The sequence below is a fragment of the Diaphorobacter oryzae DSM 22780 genome (assembly GCF_059568935.1).
On sequence record NZ_JCANUL010000003.1, the window covers coordinates 332,383 to 350,698 of the forward strand.

The 18,316-nt window shown below is 70.6% G+C and carries 17 protein-coding genes; 6 read left to right on the forward strand and 11 right to left on the reverse strand.

All coding sequences use genetic code 11. The features are described 5' to 3' along the window. The first annotated feature begins 16 nt into the window (after positions 1-16). A complete protein-coding gene (locus BP68_RS07650; protein ID WP_496370283.1) occupies positions 17-943 on the forward strand; it encodes a LysR family transcriptional regulator in 927 nt (308 codons plus the stop codon). Positions 944-1,002: 59 nt separating this feature from the next. Here the strand turns inward: BP68_RS07650 and BP68_RS07655 are convergent, their stop codons facing one another. The 7 genes from BP68_RS07655 to BP68_RS07685 form a co-directional block, all read right to left on the reverse strand. Beyond that, the gene (locus BP68_RS07655) at positions 1,003-1,608 is read right to left on the reverse strand and encodes an ATPase (protein WP_496370285.1); all 606 of its coding nucleotides are present in this window, start codon (positions 1,606-1,608) and stop codon (positions 1,003-1,005) included. 5 nt (positions 1,609-1,613) lie between these two features. After that, a complete protein-coding gene (locus BP68_RS07660) occupies positions 1,614-1,934 on the reverse strand; it encodes a TA system antitoxin ParD family protein (RefSeq protein WP_496370287.1) in 321 nt (106 codons plus the stop codon). A gap of 54 nt (positions 1,935-1,988) precedes the next feature. Beyond that, the gene (locus BP68_RS07665; RefSeq protein WP_496370289.1) at positions 1,989-2,846 is read right to left on the reverse strand and encodes an isocitrate lyase/PEP mutase family protein; all 858 of its coding nucleotides are present in this window, start codon (positions 2,844-2,846) and stop codon (positions 1,989-1,991) included. Positions 2,847-2,856: 10 nt separating this feature from the next. Further along, complete coding sequence (prpF, locus tag BP68_RS07670; RefSeq protein WP_496370291.1) at positions 2,857-4,044, reverse strand: 2-methylaconitate cis-trans isomerase PrpF; 1,188 nt, start codon at positions 4,042-4,044, stop codon at positions 2,857-2,859. A gap of 21 nt (positions 4,045-4,065) precedes the next feature. Beyond that, positions 4,066-6,714 (reverse strand): Fe/S-dependent 2-methylisocitrate dehydratase AcnD, encoded by a 2,649-nt coding sequence (gene acnD / locus BP68_RS07675; RefSeq protein ID WP_496370293.1) that lies wholly within the window; start codon positions 6,712-6,714, stop codon positions 4,066-4,068. Positions 6,715-6,831: 117 nt separating this feature from the next. Beyond that, entirely contained in the window at positions 6,832-7,989 is a 1,158-nt protein-coding gene (prpC, locus tag BP68_RS07680; RefSeq protein WP_496370295.1) for a bifunctional 2-methylcitrate synthase/citrate synthase, read from the reverse strand. Continuing rightward, positions 7,986-8,381 (reverse strand): acyl-CoA thioesterase, encoded by a 396-nt coding sequence (locus BP68_RS07685; protein WP_496370297.1) that lies wholly within the window; start codon positions 8,379-8,381, stop codon positions 7,986-7,988. The genes prpC and BP68_RS07685 overlap by 4 nt, the downstream gene beginning before the upstream one ends. Before the next feature lie 101 nt (positions 8,382-8,482). Between BP68_RS07685 and BP68_RS07690 the strand changes: the two genes are divergently transcribed. After that, positions 8,483-9,946 carry a short-chain fatty acyl-CoA regulator family protein gene (locus tag BP68_RS07690; protein WP_496370299.1) on the forward strand — a complete coding sequence of 488 codons (1,464 nt, stop codon included), beginning with the start codon at positions 8,483-8,485 and terminating at the stop codon, positions 9,944-9,946. A 78-nt stretch (positions 9,947-10,024) separates the two neighbouring features. On the opposite strand, the gene BP68_RS07695 is transcribed toward BP68_RS07690, so the two are convergent. The 4 genes from BP68_RS07695 to BP68_RS07710 are packed head-to-tail and all read right to left on the reverse strand — an operon-like array spanning position 10,025 to position 13,121. Continuing rightward, a complete protein-coding gene (locus BP68_RS07695) occupies positions 10,025-10,537 on the reverse strand; it encodes a GNAT family N-acetyltransferase (RefSeq protein WP_496370301.1) in 513 nt (170 codons plus the stop codon). Between the two features lie 14 nt (positions 10,538-10,551). Further along, complete coding sequence (locus BP68_RS07700) at positions 10,552-10,995, reverse strand: RNA-binding S4 domain-containing protein (RefSeq protein ID WP_496370303.1); 444 nt, start codon at positions 10,993-10,995, stop codon at positions 10,552-10,554. Between the two features lie 19 nt (positions 10,996-11,014). Beyond that, positions 11,015-12,430 carry a sensor histidine kinase gene (locus tag BP68_RS07705; protein ID WP_496370305.1) on the reverse strand — a complete coding sequence of 472 codons (1,416 nt, stop codon included), beginning with the start codon at positions 12,428-12,430 and terminating at the stop codon, positions 11,015-11,017. A 4-nt stretch (positions 12,431-12,434) separates the two neighbouring features. Then, positions 12,435-13,121, reverse strand: a complete 687-nt coding sequence (locus BP68_RS07710; RefSeq protein ID WP_496370307.1) for a response regulator — start codon at positions 13,119-13,121, stop codon at positions 12,435-12,437. 157 nt (positions 13,122-13,278) lie between these two features. Between BP68_RS07710 and BP68_RS07715 the strand changes: the two genes are divergently transcribed. The 4 genes from BP68_RS07715 (at position 13,279) to BP68_RS07730 (ending at position 18,171) form a co-directional block, all read left to right on the forward strand. Further along, positions 13,279-14,238, forward strand: a complete 960-nt coding sequence (locus BP68_RS07715; protein ID WP_496370309.1) for a Bug family tripartite tricarboxylate transporter substrate binding protein — start codon at positions 13,279-13,281, stop codon at positions 14,236-14,238. Positions 14,239-14,409: 171 nt separating this feature from the next. Next, the gene (locus tag BP68_RS07720) at positions 14,410-14,958 is read left to right on the forward strand and encodes a tripartite tricarboxylate transporter TctB family protein (protein ID WP_496370311.1); all 549 of its coding nucleotides are present in this window, start codon (positions 14,410-14,412) and stop codon (positions 14,956-14,958) included. Next, a complete protein-coding gene (locus BP68_RS07725) occupies positions 14,959-16,482 on the forward strand; it encodes a tripartite tricarboxylate transporter permease (protein WP_496370313.1) in 1,524 nt (507 codons plus the stop codon). A gap of 168 nt (positions 16,483-16,650) precedes the next feature. Beyond that, positions 16,651-18,171 (forward strand): sigma-54 interaction domain-containing protein, encoded by a 1,521-nt coding sequence (locus BP68_RS07730; RefSeq protein ID WP_496370315.1) that lies wholly within the window; start codon positions 16,651-16,653, stop codon positions 18,169-18,171. Positions 18,172-18,316: the final 145 nt, after the last annotated feature.

Genomic DNA, 18,316 nt, shown 5'->3' on the forward strand with positions numbered 1-18,316 from the left:
AACTTGAATACTTTTAATGATGCAGTCGATTCTGGAGATACGCCACCTGCGCACGCTGCAGGCGCTGCGCGACAGCGGCAGCCTGGTGCGTGCGGCGCAGCTGCTGAACCTGACGCAGTCGGCGCTGTCGCACCAGATCAAGCTGCTGGAGGATCGCTACGGCGCGCCGCTGTTCGAGCGCAAGTCCGTGCCGCCGCAGTTCAGCGCCACCGGCGCGCGCCTGTTGCAGCTGGCCGACGCCGTGCTGCCCCAGGTGGAGGCGGCCGAGCGCGACGTGGCGCGGCTGCTGCGCGGGCAGGGCGGGCAGATGCGCATCGCCGTGGAGTGCCACACCTGCTTCGACTGGCTGATGCCGGCGATGGACGCCTTCCGCTCCCGCTGGCCCGAGGTGGAGCTGGACATCGTGAGCGGCTTCCACGCCGACCCCGTGGGCCTGCTGCACCAGGGGCGGGCCGACGTGGCCATCGTCTCCGAGGTCGATGCGGCGGAGGCCGGCGTGGACTACCACCCGCTGTTCGGCTTCGAGATACGCGCGCTGCTGGCCAACAGCCACCCGCTGCTGGCGCGGCCCCATCTGCGCGCGCAGGACTTCGCGGACCAGACCCTCATCACCTACCCGGTGCCCGACGAGATGCTGGACCTGGTGCGCCAGGTGCTGGAGCCCGTCGGCGTGCGCCCGCCCCGGCGCACCACCGAGCTGACGGTGGCCATGCTGCAGCTGGTGGCCAGCGGCCGCGGCGTGGCGGCCCTGCCGCTGTGGGCCGTGCAGGGCTATTTGGACCGGGGCTACGTGACGGCCCGGCCCATCGGCCCGCAGGGGCTGCGCGGCGAGCTGCACGCGGCCTGCCTGCCGGCGCTGTCGGCGCGGCCCTACCTGCAGGACTTCGTGGGCGTGACGCGCGAGACGAGCTTCGTCACCCTCAAGGGGTTGGAATTGCTATAAATTAAATAGCTGTTTGCGCTTGATGGGTAAGCGCTGGAGGCTGTTTTGGCTTGAATTTCTCAGGCGGGCGAGAGCATCTCCCGGGCCCAGCCGGGCAGCGGGGCCGCCAGCTCCGTCACCCCCTGCGGCGTGCACAGGGCCACCAGCCGCGGGCCGCCGTCCTGCGTGTCGGCGGCATCGTACAGATAGGCCACGTCGGCCCGGCGCACCGCCTGGGCCAGCAGCGCCAGCGTGCGCGGATAGCGTGCCAGGATGCGCTCGGGCGGCACGGGGTGGCCGCCTTCGCGCACGCGCTGGGCCACGCGCTCCAGCAGCCGCGCGGGATCGTCCAGCGCCACCACATGCAGGGCCACCGTGAAGCCGTGGCGGCGGGCCTGGTCGATAAGATCCAGCTTGGAGGGGTGCGAGAACACCGTCTCGCTGGCGAACGGCGTGCGTGCCGCGATGAGCGCCGCGCGCCGCGCATCGTCCCAGGCGCGGGCGGCTTCCGAGCGCTGCAGCGGGTCGGCGATGTGCTGCAGCTGGTCGCGCTCGTGCAGGTCGGCGTTCACGAACTCCAGCGGCGGGCCGAGCAGCCCCTCGCGCACCAGGGCGCGGTACAGCGTGGACTTGCCCGCCCCGTTGGGGCCGGCCAGCAGGTGGAACCAGCAGGGCGGCGCCGCCATGCGCGTCAGCGGGCGCGCGCCTGGTTGTCGCGCACCACCTCGCGCACGCGCTCGGCCAGCGTGCCGCGTGCCTGGGCGGCCAGCAGGCGCTGGGTGAGCGCATCGACCGAGGCCGGCGCCGTGGCCTGCTGCACGGCGGCCTCGTACTGCTCGATGGCGGCGCGCGCCTCCTGCACGCTCAGGCCCGTGTGCTCGACCACCTGGCCGAGCGTGGCCCAGTACTCGATCTGGCTGGCCACGGAGCGGCGCAGGGGCTGGGCGGCCTGGCGCGCCTGCTCCACAAGGGCGCCGGGCAGTTTGACGGAGGCGAAAGCGGATTGGGCCATGGTGTGCTCCTTTATGGCGCATTTTGCGCCAAAACGCCTTCGCCTGCCGGAGGGTCAGCGGTAACGCTGCTCCAGCGCATCCCAGAAGGGCTTGCCCACCAGCCGCTGGCGCTCGGCAAACGGTGCGACCAGGGCCGGGTCTTCGCGCACCTCGCGCACGTCGCGCAGCTGGGTCAGCACCTTCTGCATGCCGGCCACGGCGCCCTGCAGCGCGGCGTTGGCGTAGAGCACAAAGCCGTAGCCCAACTGGCCCAGTTCCTCGGCGCCGACGATGGGCGTCTTGCCGCCGATCACCATGTTCATGAGCTGCGGCGCGGCCAGGCGCTGGGGCAGGGCGCGCACATGCTCGGCCGTGGTCACGGCCTCGACGAAGAGGATGTCGGCGCCGGCCTCGGCGTACTGCTGCGCGCGCTCCACGGCGGCGTCGAAGCCGTGCACGGCCGCCGCGTCGGTGCGGGCCATGACCAGCATGCCGTCGCGCCGCGCATCCACGGCGGCTTTGATCTTGGCCGTCATCTCGCTCGCCTCGATCACGGCCTTGCCGTTGAAGTGGCCGCAGCGCTTCGGAGACACCTGGTCTTCGAGCTGGATGCAGTCGGCCCCCGCGCGCTCCAGCGTGCGCACCGCGTGGTAGGTGTTGAGCGCGTTGCCGAAGCCGGTGTCGGCGTCCACGATCAGCGGCAGCTCCACCGCGTCGCGGATGCGGGCCGTGTGGTCGGCGATGTCGGTCAGGCCCATGAAGCCCTGGTCGGGCAGGCCGAACCACATGTTGGTCACGCCCGCGCCGGTGACGTAGATCGCCTCGAAGCCCAGGTCGGCCACCACGCGGGCGGACAGGGCGTTGAACGCGCCGGGCACCAGCACGCCGCGGCGGGCTTCGGCGAGGGCCTTGAGTTGTTGCTTGGTATTCATGGTGTGTGTGTCAGAAAGTGTCGGCGGGGACGCGCACGAAGCCTTCCATCAGGATGCGTGCGCTGCGGCTCATGAGGGCCTTGGTGACCTGCCATTGGCCGCCCACCTGCGCGGCCTCCGCGCCCACGCGCAGGGTGCCCGAGGGGTGGCCGAAACGTACCGACCCAGGCACCGCGCTGCGCGCACCGCCGCCCGCGGCCAGGTGGACCAGCGTGCCGGGAATGGCCGCCGCCGTGCCGATGGCCACGGCCGCCGTGCCCATCATGGCGTGGTGCAGCTGGCCCATGGAGAGGGCGCGCACCAGCAGGTCGATATCGCCCGCCTCGATGCGCTGGCCGCTCGAGGTGGTGTAGCCGGTGGGCGGGGCGACGAAGGCGATCTTGGGCGTGTGCTGGCGCTGGGCGGCCTCGGCCACGTTCTGGATCAGGCCCATCTTTACGGCGCCATGGGCGCGGATGGCCTCGAAGCGCGCCAGCGCGGCCGCGTCGCCGTTGATGTCGCCCTGCAGTTCGGTGCCGGTGTAGCCGATGTCGCGCGCGTTCAGGAAGATGGTGGGAATGCCGGCGTTGATGAGCGTGGCCTGGAAGCTGCCGATGCCGGGCACGTCCAGCCGGTCCACCACGTTGCCGGTGGGGAACATGGCGCCGCCCTCGGCGGCCGGGGCGATGAACTCCAGCGCCACCTCGGCGGCGGGGAAGGCCACGCCGTCCAGCGTGAAGTCGCCCGTCTCCTGCACCTGGCCGTTACGGATGGGCACATGGGCCACGATGGTCTTGCCGATGTTGGCCTGCCAGATGCGCACCGTCACGCTGCCGTTCAGGGGAATGCGCGCCGGGTCGACCAGCCCCATGTGGATGGCGCAGGGCCCCACGGCGGCCGAGAGGTTGCCGCAGTTGCCGCTCCAGTCCACGAAGGGCCGGTCGATGGACACCTGGCCGAACAAATAGTCCACGTCATGCCCCGGCTGGGTGCCGCGGCTCAGGATCACGGCCTTGCTGGTGGAGGACGAGGCATTGCCCAGCCCGTCGATCTGCTTGCCGTACGGGTCGGGGCTGCCCAGCACGCGCAGCAGCAGGGCGTCGCGCGCCGGGCCGGGCTGCTGCGCGGCGGCGGGCAGATCCCGCAGGTGAAAGAACACGCCCTTGCTGGTGCCGCCGCGCAGATAGGTGGCGGGGATCTTGGTTTGCGGTTTGCTCATGTTTTGATAGCTGCTTGCGCTTTACAGAAGGGCGCCAGAGGCCGATTTTTCATTGGATGCCAGAAAGTCCTGCGCGAAGCGCTGCAGCACGCCGCCGGCCTCGTACACCGAGACTTCCTCGGCCGTGTCCAGGCGGCAGGTCACGGGCACCTGCAGCGTTTCGCCGCTGCGCCGGTGCACCACCAGCGTGAGCGTGGCGCGCGGCGTGCGTTCGCCGATCACATCGTAGGTCTCGGTGCCGTCCAGGCCCAGCGTCAGGCGGCTCACGCCGGGCGTGAACTCCAGCGGCAGCACGCCCATGCCGATCAGGTTGGTGCGGTGGATGCGCTCGAAGCCCTCGGCCACCACGGTCTCCACGCCGGCCAGGCGCACGCCCTTGGCGGCCCAGTCGCGGCTCGACCCCTGGCCGTAGTCGGCGCCGGCGATGATGATCAGCGGCTGGCGGCGGTGCAGGTAGGTCTCGATGGCCTCCCACATGCGCACCACCTGGCCCTCGGGCTCGATGCGCGCCAGCGAGCCCTTCTTCACCTGGCCGCCCACCACCGCCATCTCGTTGACGAGCTGCGGGTTGGCAAAGGTGGCGCGCATGGCCGTCAGGTGGTCGCCGCGGTGCGTGGCGTAGGAGTTGAAGTCCTCCTCGGGCAGGCCCATCTTCGCCAGGTACTCGCCGGCCGCGCTGTCGGCCAGGATGGCGTTGGACGGCGACAGGTGGTCGGTGGTGATGTTGTCCGGCAGCAGCGCCAGCGGGCGCATGTTTTTCAGCGTGCGCGGGAAGGCCGCCAGCGCGCCCACGCCCTCCGTGTCCCAGTAGGGCGGGCGGCGGATGTAGGTGGACTGCGCTCGCCAGTCGTACTGCGGGCTCACGGCCTCGCCATCGTCCTGCCGGATGGCGAACATCGGCTCGTACACGGCGCGGAACTGCGCGGGCTTGACGGCCTTGGCGACGATGGCGTCGATCTCCTCGTCGCTGGGCCACAGGTCCTTCAGGCGCACGGGTTGGCCATGGACCACGGCAAAGGCGTCGTTCTCGATGTCGAAGCGCACCGTGCCGGCGATGGCGTAGGCCACCACCAGCGGCGGGCTGGCCAGGAAGGCCTGCTTGGCATAGGGGTGGATGCGCCCGTCGAAGTTGCGGTTGCCCGAGAGCACGGCTGTGGCGTACAGGTCGCGGTCGATGATCTCTTGCTGGATCTTCGGGTCGAGCGCGCCGCTCATGCCGTTGCAGGTGGTGCAGGCGAAGGCGACGATGCCAAAGCCCAGCGCCTCCAGGTCTTCCATCAGGCCGGCTTCCTTCAAATACAGCTCCACGGCCTTGGAGCCGGGCGCCAGCGAGGTCTTGACCCAGGGCTTGCGCACCAGGCCCAGGCGGCGGGCGTTGCGCGCCAGCAGCGCGGCGGCGATGACGTTGCGCGGGTTGCTGGTGTTGGTGCAGCTGGTGATGGCGGCGATGATCACGGCGCCGTCGGGCATCAGGCCCTCGGCCTCTTCGGCGCGGGCCATCTCCAGCTTGATGGCGCCGGCGATGCCGCGGTCCACCAGGGCCGAGGTGGGCAGGCGGCGGTGCGGGTTGCTGGGGCCGGCCATGTTGCGCACCACGCTGGACAGGTCGAAGCGCAGCACGCGCTCGTACTGCACCTCGCGCAGCGTGTCGGCCCAGAAGCCCGCCGCCTTGGCATAGGTTTCCACCAGCCGCACCTGCGGCTCGTCGCGGCCCGTGAGACGCAGGTACTGCAGCGTCTGCTCGTCGATGGCGAACAGCGCGGCGGTGGCGCCGTATTCGGGGCACATGTTGCTGATGGTGGCGCGGTCGCCGATGGACAGGCTCTCGGCGCCCGCGCCGTAGAACTCCACATAGGCGCCCACCACCTTTTCCTGGCGCAGGAATTCGGTGAGGGCCAGCACGATGTCGGTGGCGGTGATGCCGCTCTGGCGCTGGCCGGTCAGCTCCACGCCCACGATGTCGGGCAGGCGCATCCAGCTGGCGCGGCCCAGCATCACGTTCTCGGCCTCCAGCCCGCCCACGCCCACGGCGATCACGCCCAGCGCATCGACGTGGGGCGTGTGGCTGTCGGTGCCCACGCAGGTGTCGGGGAAGGCCACGCCGTCTTGCACGTACACGACCGGCGACATCTTCTCCAGGTTGATCTGGTGCATGATCCCGTTGCCCGCCGGGATCACGTCCACGTTGGCAAAGGCCTTCTTCGTCCACTCGATGAAGTGAAAGCGGTCCTCGTTGCGGCGGTCTTCGATGGCGCGGTTCTTGGCAAAGGCGTCGGGGTCGAAGCCGCCGCACTCCACGGCCAGCGAATGGTCCACGATGAGCTGCACCGGCACCACGGGGTTCACGGCAGCCGGGTCGCCGCCTTCCTTCGCAATCGCGTCGCGCAGGCCCGCCAGATCGACCAGCGCGGTCTGGCCCAGGATGTCGTGGCACACCACGCGCACGGGGAACCAGGGGAAGTCGATGGTGCGCTGGCGCTCGATGAGCTGGCGCAGATAGGCATGGAGCTGCGCCGGCTCGGCGCGGCGCACCAGGTTTTCGGCGTGCACGCGCGCCGTGTAGGGCAGGCGGGCCCAGGCGCCGGGCTGCAGGGCGTCGACGGCCTCGCGCGCGTCGTAGTACTGCAGGGACGTGCCGGGAAGGGGTTTGCGGTGGGCGGTGTTCGTCATGGGGGCGGGCGGGGTCACTATTTTTTGATAGCTGCCAGCGCTGGATGCAAGCCATTTTCAGCAATGAATGGCTTGAAAATGGCTGCTGACAAGCGCTGGCAGCTATGGTTTTTTATGTCAGCGGCGTTCCTCGATCGGCACGAACTGCTGGTCTTCCGGCCCGGTGTAGTGGGCGCTGGGGCGAATGATCTTGTTGTCCACGCGCTGCTCGATCACATGCGCGGCCCAGCCGCTAGTGCGGGCGATGACGAACAGCGGCGTGAACATGGCGGTGGGCACCTGCATCATGTGGTAGCTCACGGCGCTGAACCAGTCGAGGTTGGGGAACATCTTCTTCACCTCCCACATCACGCTCTCCAGCCGCTCGGCGATGTCGTACATCTTGGTCGATCCGGCCTCCTGCGACAGGCGCTGGGCCACGCCCTTGATGATGACGTTGCGCGGGTCGCTCACCGTGTAGACCGGGTGGCCGAAGCCGATCACGACCTCCTTGGCCTCCACGCGGCGGCGGATGTCGGCCTCGGCCTGCTCCGGGTTGTCGTAGCGCTTCTGGATCTCGAACGCCACCTCGTTGGCGCCGCCATGCTTGGGGCCGCGCAGCGCGCCGATGGCGCCCGAGATGCTCGAATACATGTCGCTGCCCGTGCCGGCGATCACGCGCGCCGTGAAGGTGCTGGCGTTGAACTCGTGCTCGGCATACAGGTTCAGCGAGGTGTGCATGGCGCGCACCCAGCCCTCGGACGGCTTGTCGCCGTGCAGCAGGTGCAGGAAGTGGCCGCCGATCGAATCATCGTCAGTCTCCACCTCGATGCGGCGGCCCGAGTTGCTGAAGTGGTACCAGTACAGCAGCATGCTGCCAAGGCTGGCCATCAGGCGGTCGGCAATGTCGCGCGCGCCCGGCAGGTTGTGGTCGTCCTTCTCGGGCAGGGCGCAGCCCAGGGCGGAGACGCCGGTGCGCATCACGTCCATGGGGTGGCTGGCGGCGGGCAGTTGCTCCAGGGCCGCCTTCACGCTGCCGGGCAGGCCGCGCAGGGCGCGCAGCTTGGCCTTGTAGGCCTTGAGTTCGGCGCGCGTGGGCAGCTTGCCGTGCACCAGCAGGTGGGCGATTTCCTCGAACTCGCAGACCTCGGCGATGTCGAGGATGTCGTAGCCGCGGTAGTGCAGGTCGTTGCCGGTGCGGCCCACGGTGCACAGGGCGGTGTTGCCGGCCGTCACGCCCGAGAGGGCGACGGACTTCTTGGCCTTGGGGGCCGGGGTGGCGGTGGTCGTGGTCATGTGGTCTCCTGGTTCAGATAAGCGGTGGCGATGGGGGCGGGGCGGCCGTTGCCGTCCACGGCCACCATCTCGAACACCCCCTTGAGCACTTCCTCGGGCGGCGTGCCCAGCGCCTCGGCCAGGCCCGTCACGCACACGGTGAGCGAGCTGCGGCCCACGCGGCTGACCCAGGCGCGCAGCGTGAGCACATGGCCCACGGGCACGGGCGACAGAAAGTCCACCTGGGTCACGCCGGCCATCACCACGTTGCGCTGCGCCGCGCCGCGCGCGGCTAGGAACGCGGCCTGGGCCATGCGGTTCAGGGCATTCCCGGCGAACAGCGTGCCGTAGTGGTTCGCCTGGCCGGGAAAGACGATATCCGTCAGCTCGACGGTGCCGTTGGGGGTTGTCATGCTTCGCAATCTACGCACAATGCTGCCTCCGCATAAGCCCTGAATTGGCGAATGGTTGCGAATGCAGCGCCGGGGTTTTGCAAATGTTGCGAAGGACGAGAATGAAGAAAACCTTCATGGGCGTGCGCCTGCGGCGCCTGCGCGAGGAGCGCGGCATGACCCAGGTGGCGCTGGCGCGCGCGCTGGACCTGTCGGCCAGCTACCTCAACCAGATCGAGCAGAACCAGCGCCCGCTGACGGTGCCGGTGCTGCTCAAGATCAACGCCGTGTTCGGCGTGGACGTGCAGCGCTTTTCCGACGACGACGAGGCGCGCCTGATCGCCGGCCTGCGCGACGTGCTGGCGGACACCGCCACCGACAGGGCGGCCGGCGGCGCGGGCGAGGCGGTGTCGCTGGCCGAGATCCGCGAGCTGGCGGCCAACATGCCGGCCGTGGCGCGCACGCTGCTGGCGCTGCACCGGGGCCGGCGCGAGGCGCACGAGCAGCTGGAGGCGCTGTCCCTGCACCTGGGCGACGACCGCGCGGGCCCGGCCGCGCAGGCGCCCATGGCTTACGAGGAGGTGCGCGACTTCTTCTTCGCGCGCCACAACCACATCTCCGAGCTGGACGACGCCGCCGAGCGCCTGGCCGCCGCCTGGCAGCTACCGCCCGGCGCGCCCGAGCCCGGCCTGCTGCACCGGCTGGAGACCGCCCACGGCGTGCGCGTGGCGCAGCTGGCCGAGCCGCGCCCCGGCCCGGAGCCAGGCGGCGCGGGCGAGTCGGCGCAGCGCCGCTTCGACGCGGCGGCGCGCGTGCTGTACCTGTCGCCCGCGCTGCAGCCCGCGCAGCGCGCCTTCCAGATGGCGACGCAGCTGGCCTTTCTGGAGATGGCGCAGGAGCTGAGCCGCATCGTGGACGGCGCCGGCCTGTCGGGCGACGCGGCGCGGTCGCTGGCCCGCATCGGGCTGGCCAACTACTTCGCCGGCGCCTTGCTGCTGCCCTATGCGCCGTTCCTGCACTCGGCCGAGGCGCTGCACTACGACATCGAACGCCTGGAGCAGCGCTGGGGCGTGGGCTTCGAGACGGTGTGCCACCGCCTGTCCACGCTGCAGCGGCCCGGCGCGCGCGGCGTGCCGTTCTTCTTCATCCGCGTGGACCGGGCGGGCAACATCAGCAAGCGCCAGTCGGCCACGCATTTCCACTTCAGCAAGATCGGCGGCACCTGCCCGCTGTGGAACGTGTACGAGGCCTTTGCCCAGCCGGGGCGCATCGTGCGCCAGCTCGCGCGCATGCCCGACGGGCGCGCCTACCTGTGGATCGCGCGCACCGTCACGCGCAGCGCGGGCGGCTGGGGCGCGCCGGGCAAGACCTTCTCGGTGGCGCTGGGCTGCGACGTGCAGCACGCCAGCCAGCTTGCCTACGCCCGCGGGCTGGACCTGGCCGACCCCGAGGCGCCGGTGCCCATCGGCATGGGCTGCAAGGTGTGCGAGCGCACGGCCTGCCCGCAGCGGGCGTTCCCGCCCATCGGGCGGGCACTGGAGGTGGACGAGAGCCGCAGCAGCCTGGTGCCGTACCGGGTGGCGTGATGCTATGTAAACAGGAGCTGCTGGCGCTTGCTGGATAAGCGCCAGAGGCCAAAAATGCCTGAAACCGGGAGCGCGGGGTCAGGCGAGCTTTTTCTGCCAGAACATGGCCTTGCCCATCGTGGGGGCCAGCTCGTAGCCGGCAAAGCCGAAGGCGCGGTAGGCGTGCTGCGCCACGGCGTTCCCCTCCAGCACCTCCAGGGTCAGCTTGCAGCACTGGCGTTGGCGGGCGCATTCCTCGACCTTGGTGAGGATTTTGTGCGACAGGCGCCGGCCGCGAAACCGCGGCGCCACCATCATGTCGTGGACGTTGAGCAGCGGCTGGCAGGCGAAGCTGGAAAAGCCTTCCATGCAGATCGCCAGGCCGGCGGGCTCGCCGCCGACGAAGGCCAGGACCGCCAGGGCCTGCGGGCGTTTGCGCAGCTCGGCGACAAGGTTGTTCTTCACGAACTCCGGGAGCGGCGTGCCGCCGCCCATGGCGTCCTGGGCGTAGGCGTCGAGCAGATGCACGACGGCGTGGGCGTGCCGCGGATCGGCCCAGTCGGCGACGACGATGTCTTCCGTATCGGCAGTGGGGAGGGAGAGGTGGGGCATGCGTGTTGTCTGGGTCAGGACTTGCCGGGCGGCTCGTCGTCTATCGATGCGCTCCAGCGGTCGCCCCAGCCGTCGCGCAGGTGGTCGATGCTGCGCCGGTCGCGCTTGGTGGGGCGGCCTTCGCGCAGGCTGGCGGCGGGCTCGGGGGCCAGGCGGCGGGCCTCGGCGGCCTGGGCGCGGGCGGCGAGGCTCTCGGGCGTTTCCTCATAGAGCTGCTGCGCCACTGGCGCCGGGCCGCGGAAGTTGCTGAGCGTGCGCACGACCACCGTGCGCGGCACCTGGCCCTGGCGCAGGGCCACGGTGTCGCCGGCGCGCAGCTCGCGCGAGGCCTTGGCGGCCTGGCCGTTGATGGTGACGCGGCCCTTGCCGATCTCTTCCACGGCCAGGCTGCGGGTCTTGAAGAAGCGCGCGCACCACAGCCATTTGTCCAGGCGCATCGCATCGGGGGGAGTCGTCATGGGGCGATTTTGCACCTGCTCAGGCCCGTGCCAGGGGCAGGCGCACCACCGCGTCCAGCCCCAGCACGCGCGCGCTGCCGGTGGCGGTGGCGTGGCGGTTGGTGAGGGCGATAGTGCCGCCGATGGCCTGCACGATCTCCTGGCAGATGGCCAGGCCCAGGCCCGAGCCCTTGCGCACGTCGCCGGCCGAAAACGGCTGGAACAGCCGCGCCGCCAACTCGTCGTCGATGCCGGGGCCGGCGTCGGCGATGGTGAGCGTGGCGTGCGGGCCGTCGCGGCGCAGCGTCACGGCCAGCTCGGTGGCGGGTGGCGCGTGGCGGATGGCGTTGTGCAGCAGGTTGCGGCACAGCTCGCGCAGCATCCATTCATGCGCGTGGACCGGGGCGGCGGCGGTGTCGATGCCGAAGTCCAGGTCGCCCTGGGCGATCAGGGGCGACAGCTCCAGCGCCACCTCGCGCAGCACCCGGTCCAGCCGGGTCACGGGCACCTCGCCCTGCTGGCGCAGCTGCTCCACCTTGGCCAGGGCCAGCATCTGGTTGGCGAGCTGGGTGGCGCGGTCCACCGTGTCGCCGATTTCGTGCAGCGCCTGTTCGGGCGGCATGTCGCCGCGCAGTGCGGACTGCACCTGGGTCTTGAGCACGGCCAGCGGCGTGCGCAGTTGGTGCGAGGCGTCGCGCACGAAGCGCTTTTGGTGCGCCAGCAGGCGCGACAGGCGCAGCATCACGGCGTTCGTGGCGTCAATCAGCGGCTGCAGCTCCAGCGGGGCCACGGGCGCGGCGATCGGGGCCAGGTCGCCCGCGGTGCGCTCCTGCAGGTCGCTGCTCAGCTGGCGCACCGGCCGCGTGGCGCGCTGCACCACCAGCACCACGACGGCGGCGATCACCGCCAGCAGCAGCGCCTGGCGCGCCAGCGTGTCCCACAAAATCTGCAGCGCCGCGGCCTCGCGCAGCTCCAGCGTCTCGGCCACCTGGATCACGGCCATGCCGCGGCCCTCGCTGCTGGCCACGGGCTGCAGCAGCACGGCCACGCGCACGGGATCGCCGCGAAAGCGCGCGTCGTAGAAGTCCACCAGCGCGGCGTAGGGCGGGCGCTGCGGGATGCTGCCGTGCCAGGTGGGCAGCTCGGCAAAGCCGGAGATCAGCTCGCCGTGCAGGTTGGAGACGCGGTAGAACATGCGGCTCTGGTTGTCGGCCTCGAAGGCCTCGAGCGCGGCGTAGGGCACGATGGCGCGCAGCTCGGCCATGTCGTCGTAGCCGCGCACGTCGAGCTGCTCGCTGATGGTCTTGGCCGAGGCGAGCAGCGTGCGGTCGTAGGCCGTGTGCAGCGCGGCCAGCGCCTGGCGGTGCAGGCTGTAGGTGTTGATGCTGACGAACAGCAGCGTGGGCAGCAGGATGCCCAGCAGCAGCTGGCGGCGCAGCGATATCTGGCGGGCCATGCCGCTACCCGTGCTCGGGCTTGATGAGGTAGCCCAGGCCGCGCAGCGTCATCAGCGCCACGCCCGTGCCGGCGAGCTTCTTGCGCACGCGGTAGACCACGACCTCGATGGCCTCGTACTGCACCTCGGGCTGGCCGGGAAAGACCAGCTCGTACAGCCGCTCCTTGGTGACGGCGCGCCCGGGCTGGGCGAGCAGGGCGCGCAGCAGCGCCAGCTCGCGCGGCGTCAGGTCCATGGGCGCGTCCTGCACGTAGACAGCGCCGCCGTCCTTGTCGTAGCGCAGCGCGCCCAGTGCCTGGGTGCTGGGGGCCGGCGGGGCCTGCAGCGCGTCGCCGCTGCGGCGCACCAGGGCGCGCAGGCGCGCCTCCAGCTCGTCCAGGTCGAAGGGCTTGGGCAGGTAGTCGTCGGCGCCGGCGTTCAGGCCCAGCACGCGGTCGCCCACGGTGCCGCGCGCCGTCAGCAGCAGCACGGGGGTGCGCAGGCCGCCCGCGCGCGCCTGCTGCAGCACCTGCAGGCCGTCCAGGCCGGGCAGGGTCAGGTCCAGCACCACGGCATCGGGCGGGTGCGCGCGCCACTCGGCCAGCGCGGCGCGGCCGTCGGCCAGGGCCGTCACGGCCATGCCGCGGCGCGTGAGCGAGCGCTGCAGCGTGGCCTGCATGGTGGCGTCATCTTCGACGAGAAGCAGTTGCATCCGGCGATTAGAACGGGTTTGCAGGCCGCATCGGCGGCTGGTTGGCGGGCGCGCCGCCCTGGTGTTAACCCTAGTGCCGCAGACAGCCGTTTGACAGCTTGCGCGCGCATCATCGCGCCGTTCACCTATTCCATTTTTCACCAACGAGGAGACAGACATGCGTCGTGACACCTTCCTGAAGTCCCTGGCGGCACTGGCCGCTGCGGGCAGCCTGCCGCTGTCGGCACAGGCCGCCGCAGCCGTCAAGATGATGCTGCCGGCCAACCCCGGCGGCGGCTGGGACAGCACGGGCCGCGCCCTGGGCAAGGCGCTGCAGGACGCGGGCGTGGCCTCCAGCGTGACCTATGAGAACAAGGGCGGTGCGGCCGGCGCCATCGGCCTGGCGCAGTTCGTGAACGGCAGCAAGGGCGACCCGAACGCGCTGATGGTGATGGGCGCCGTGATGCTGGGCGGCATCATCACCGGCAAGCCGCCGGTGAACCTGAGCCAGGCCACGCCGATCGCGCGCCTGACCAGCGAATACAACGTCTTCGTGCTGCCCGCCAACTCGCCGTTCAAGAGCATGGCCGAGGTGGTGGCGCAGCTCAAGAAGGACCCGGGCAGCGTGAAGTGGGGCGGCGGTTCGCGCGGCGCCACCGAGCACATCGCCGCGGCCATGATCGCGCGCGAGGTGGGCGTGGACCCGTCCAAGATCAACTACGTGGCCTTCCGTGGGGGCGGCGAGGCCACGGCCGCCATCCTGGGCGGCAACGTCACCGTGGGCGGCAGCGGCTACAGCGAGTTCGCCGAGTACATCGCCGCGGGCAAGATGAAGGCCATCGGCGTGACCTCGGGCCAGCGCCTCCAGGGCGTGCAGATTCCCACGCTCAAGGAGCAGGGCATCAATGTGGAGATCGGCAACTGGCGCGGCGTGTATGCCGCGCCCGGCATCACGGCCGAGCAGCGCAAGGCCCTGATCACCATGGTGGAGAAGGCCGTCAAGAGCAAGGCCTGGCAAGAGGCGCTGGAGAAGAACGGCTGGACGCCCGCCTGGCTGGCCGGCGACGAGTTCGCCAACTTCGTGGACAACGAGTTCGCCAGCCTGCGCGCCACCATGGTCAAGTCCGGCATGGTGTGATGCCGCCCGCCCGCCGGTGCCTGCCGGCGGGTGCGCCACACAGCACCGGGCCATGCGTTCGCGGTGCTCCTGTTATGAGAGCTAATGGCGCCCGCCGACAGGGCGCCAGGGCCTCTTTTTGTTTGAATTTTCGTGCCGCCCCGTCGCGGCCCATCTTCGGAGGCTGCAGCCATGTCTGAGCTTTCCTCTTCCCCCGAGCCGGCCGACGCCGGCTCCGTGCCCTCCGCGGGCTGGCAGGCCGCCGTGGGCGCGGCCGTGTTCCTGGTGGCCGCCGGCATGGCCTTCGGCGCGCTGCAGATTCCGGGCGACGCCGGCTATGGCGGCGTGGGGCCCAACTTTCTGCCCTGGATGTGCGCCGCGGTGCTGGCCCTGTGCGGCGGCTGGCTCGTCTGGGAGGCGCTCACGGGCGGCTACCGCCAGGCGGCCGACCCGGGCGGCGCGCCGCGCGCCGCGTTCGGGCCGTTCGCCTGGGTGTCGGCCGGCCTGCTGCTGAACGCGGCGCTGATCGTCGAGCTGGGCTTCATCGTCGGCTGCACGCTGTGCTACGCGCTGGCCGTGCAGGGCCTGCGCCGCGCCGGTGGGCAGACGGGCCTGCTGTCGCCGCGCGTGCTGGCCGTGGACCTGTTCACGGGGCTGGCGATCTCGGCGCCGGTGTTCTGGCTGTTCACGCAATTCCTGGCCATCAACCTGCCGGGCCTGACGAACACGGGGTGGCTGTAAATGGAAATCTTTGACGCATTGATGGCGGGCTTTGCCGCGGCAGCCACGCCGGCCAACCTGCTGTGGGCCCTGGTGGGCTGCGCCCTGGGCACGGCCGTGGGCGTGCTGCCCGGTATCGGCCCGGCCGTGGCCGTGGCCATGCTGCTGCCCATCACCGCCAAGGTGGACATGACGGCCTCGATGATCTTCTTCGCCGGCATCTACTACGGCGCCATGTATGGCGGCTCCACCACCTCCATCCTGCTGAACACGCCGGGCGAGACGGCCAGCATGGTCACGGCCATGGAGGGCAACAAGATGGCCAAGAGCGGCCGCGCGGGCGCGGCGCTGGCCACGTCGGCCATCGGCTCGTTCGTGGCCGGCACCTTCGCCACCGTGGTGGTGACGCTGTTCGCGCCGGGCGTGGCCGAGTTCGCCGTGCGCCTGGGGCCGCCGGAGTACTTCATGCTCATGGTGCTGGCCTTCACCACCGTGAGCGCGGTGCTGGGACAGAGCAGCCTGCGCGGCATGACGGCCCTGTTCATCGGCCTGGCGCTGGGCTGCGTGGGCATGGACCAGATCTCGGGCGCGGCGCGCTACACCGGCGGCAAGATGGAGCTGCTGGACGGCGTGGACATCGTGCTGGTGGCCGTGGGCCTGTTCGCCGTGGCCGAGGTGCTGTACGCCGCGCTCTACGAGGGCAAGGTGGAGGAGTCGCAGAACAAGCTCACGCGCGTGCACATGACGGCGCGTGACTGGAAGCGCTCGGTGCCCGCCTGGCTGCGCGGCACGGCCATCGGCACGCCCTTTGGCTGCATTCCCGCCGGCGGCACCGAGATCCCGACCTTCCTGAGCTATGCCACCGAGAAGAAGCTGGCCAAGGGCGAGGACAAGGCCGAGTTCGGCACCAAGGGCGCCATCGAAGGCGTCGCCGGCCCCGAGGCGGCGAACAACGCCACGGTGACGGCGGCGCTGATCCCGCTGCTGACCCTGGGCATTCCCACCAGCAACACCACGGCCGTGCTGCTGGGCGCGTTCCAGAACTACGGCATCAACCCGGGGCCGCAGCTGTTCACCAGTTCGGCGTCGCTGGTGTGGGCGCTGATCGCCTCGCTGTACATCGGCAACCTGATGCTGCTGGTGCTGAACTTGCCGATGGTGGGCCTGTGGGTGAAGCTGCTGAAGATTCCGCGCCCGCAGCTGTACGCCGGCATCCTGATCTTTGCCACCGTGGGCGCGTACGGCATGCGCCAGAGCACGTTCGACCTGTTCCTGCTGTACGGCATCGGCCTGCTGGGTGTGCTGATGCGGCGCTTCGACTTTCCCACGGCACCGGTGGTCGTGGGCATGATCCTGGGCCCGCTGGCCGAGGCGCAGATGCGCAACGCCATCTCCATCGGCGAAGGCAGCTGGATGATCTTCCTGCAGCGGCCCATGTCGGCCACGCTGCTGGTGATCGTGCTGGCCGTGCTCATCGTGCCGCGCGTGCTGCGCCGCTGGGCCGAGCGCAACCTGGCGCGTGCGCGCCAAGCCGCCGAGGCGTGAAAGAGCCTGGGGCTGGCGGCGCCGGGCTGCCAGCACCCCGGGGGACTCCATATCCCCCGGGCCTTCCCCACCAGGGCTGGTGCTCGCAGGGCGCGAGTGTAGCACTCAAATAATAACAATTCGCATTTGAATGAATTGGGCCCCCGGCGCGGCCGCTACCATGTGCGCATGCCGCTGAACACCCACGACGCCTCGCCCCTGCCCATGGATGCACAGGGCATCCTGGAGCTGGCCGCGCGCTCGATGTTCCAGCTCTTTTCCAGCGTGAGCCAGGGCATGTTCCTCATGGACCTGCGCGGGCGCATCGTCTGGGTCAACGAGGGCTACCGGCGCTTCCTGCCCGCGCTGGGTGTGCAGTCGGTGGACGACTTCGTGGGCCGCATGGTGGAGGAGGTGATCCCCAACACCCAGATGCGCCGCGTGCTGGAGACGGGCCAGCCGGTGCTGGTTGATCTGCTGACCAACAAGGCGGGCACGTTCGTGGTCAGCCGCCTGCCGCTGCTCGACGAAGCGGGCGCGGTGATCGGCGGCATCGGCATCGTGCTGTTCGACCACCCGGAGACGACGCTGCAGCCGCTGATCGCCAAGTTCGCGCAGATGCAGCGCGAGCTGGACGACGCGCGGCGCGAGCTGGCGGCGCAGCGCAGCCGCTTGCCGCCGGCGGGGGCCGGCGTGCGCCGGGCCAAGCACACGTTCGCCAGCTTCGTGGGGGCCAGCCCCGCGGCGGCCGAGGTCAAGCGCCAGGCGCGCCGCGCGGCGCAGTCCCTGAGCCCCGTGCTGTTGCTGGGCGAGACCGGCACGGGCAAGGAGCTGCTGGCGCATGCCATCCATGCGGCGTCCGGCCGCGCGGGCGGGCCCTTCGTGAGCGTGAACATCGCCGCCGTGCCCGACACCCTGCTGGAGGCCGAGTTCTTCGGCGTGGCGCCGGGCGCCTACACCGGCGCGTCCACGCGCGGGCGCGAGGGCAAGTTCAAGCTGGCCGACGGCGGCACGCTGTTCCTCGACGAGATCGGCGACATGCCCGCCAGCCTGCAGGCCAAGCTGCTGCGCGCGCTGCAGGAGGGCGAGATCGAGCCCCTGGGCAGCAACCAGCTCGTGCCCTTCGACGTGCGCGTGGTGGCCGCCACCTCGCGCGACCTGGGTGCGCTGGTGCGCGAGGGGCTGTTCCGCGAAGACCTGTTCTACCGCCTGCATGTGCTGCCCATTCGCGTGCCGCCGCTGCGCGAGCGGCGCGCCGACATTCCCGCCCTGATCGAGGCGCTGGCGGACGACCTGGCGCTGCGCAACGGCACGGCGCCGCCGGAGCTGCTGCCCGATGCGCTGGCCCTGCTCGCGGGCCAGGCCTGGCGCGGCAACATCCGCGAGCTGCGCAACGTGCTGGAGCAGGCCGCCATGCGCAGCGAGACGCTGGCCATCGACGCCGAGCAGCTCAAGGACGTGCTGCGCGCAAGCGGCGTGGAGCCGGCCGCGCCCGCCACCGACACGGGCCCCGGCGGCCCGGCGGGCGACGACGAGGCCGGGCTGCTGCGCCCGCTGGCCGTGCAGGTGGCCGAGCTGGAGCGCCGCGCCATTGGCGCCGCGCTGGCGCTGCATGGCGGCAACAAGCTGGCGACGGCGCGGCACCTGGGCATCTCGCGCGCCACGCTCTACGAGCGCATGGACAGCCTGGATGGAAACCCTGACAAATAATCAGGCAAATGTCTGAACTTCAGGCAATCAATTTGTCTGAAATTTATGCAAATCCAAGATGAAGGGCGAGGTGGCGGGCCGATGCCGGCCTGAACTGACGCCGAACTGACGCCGCAGGCGCTTGCCGGCGACCATGTGCGCCGCT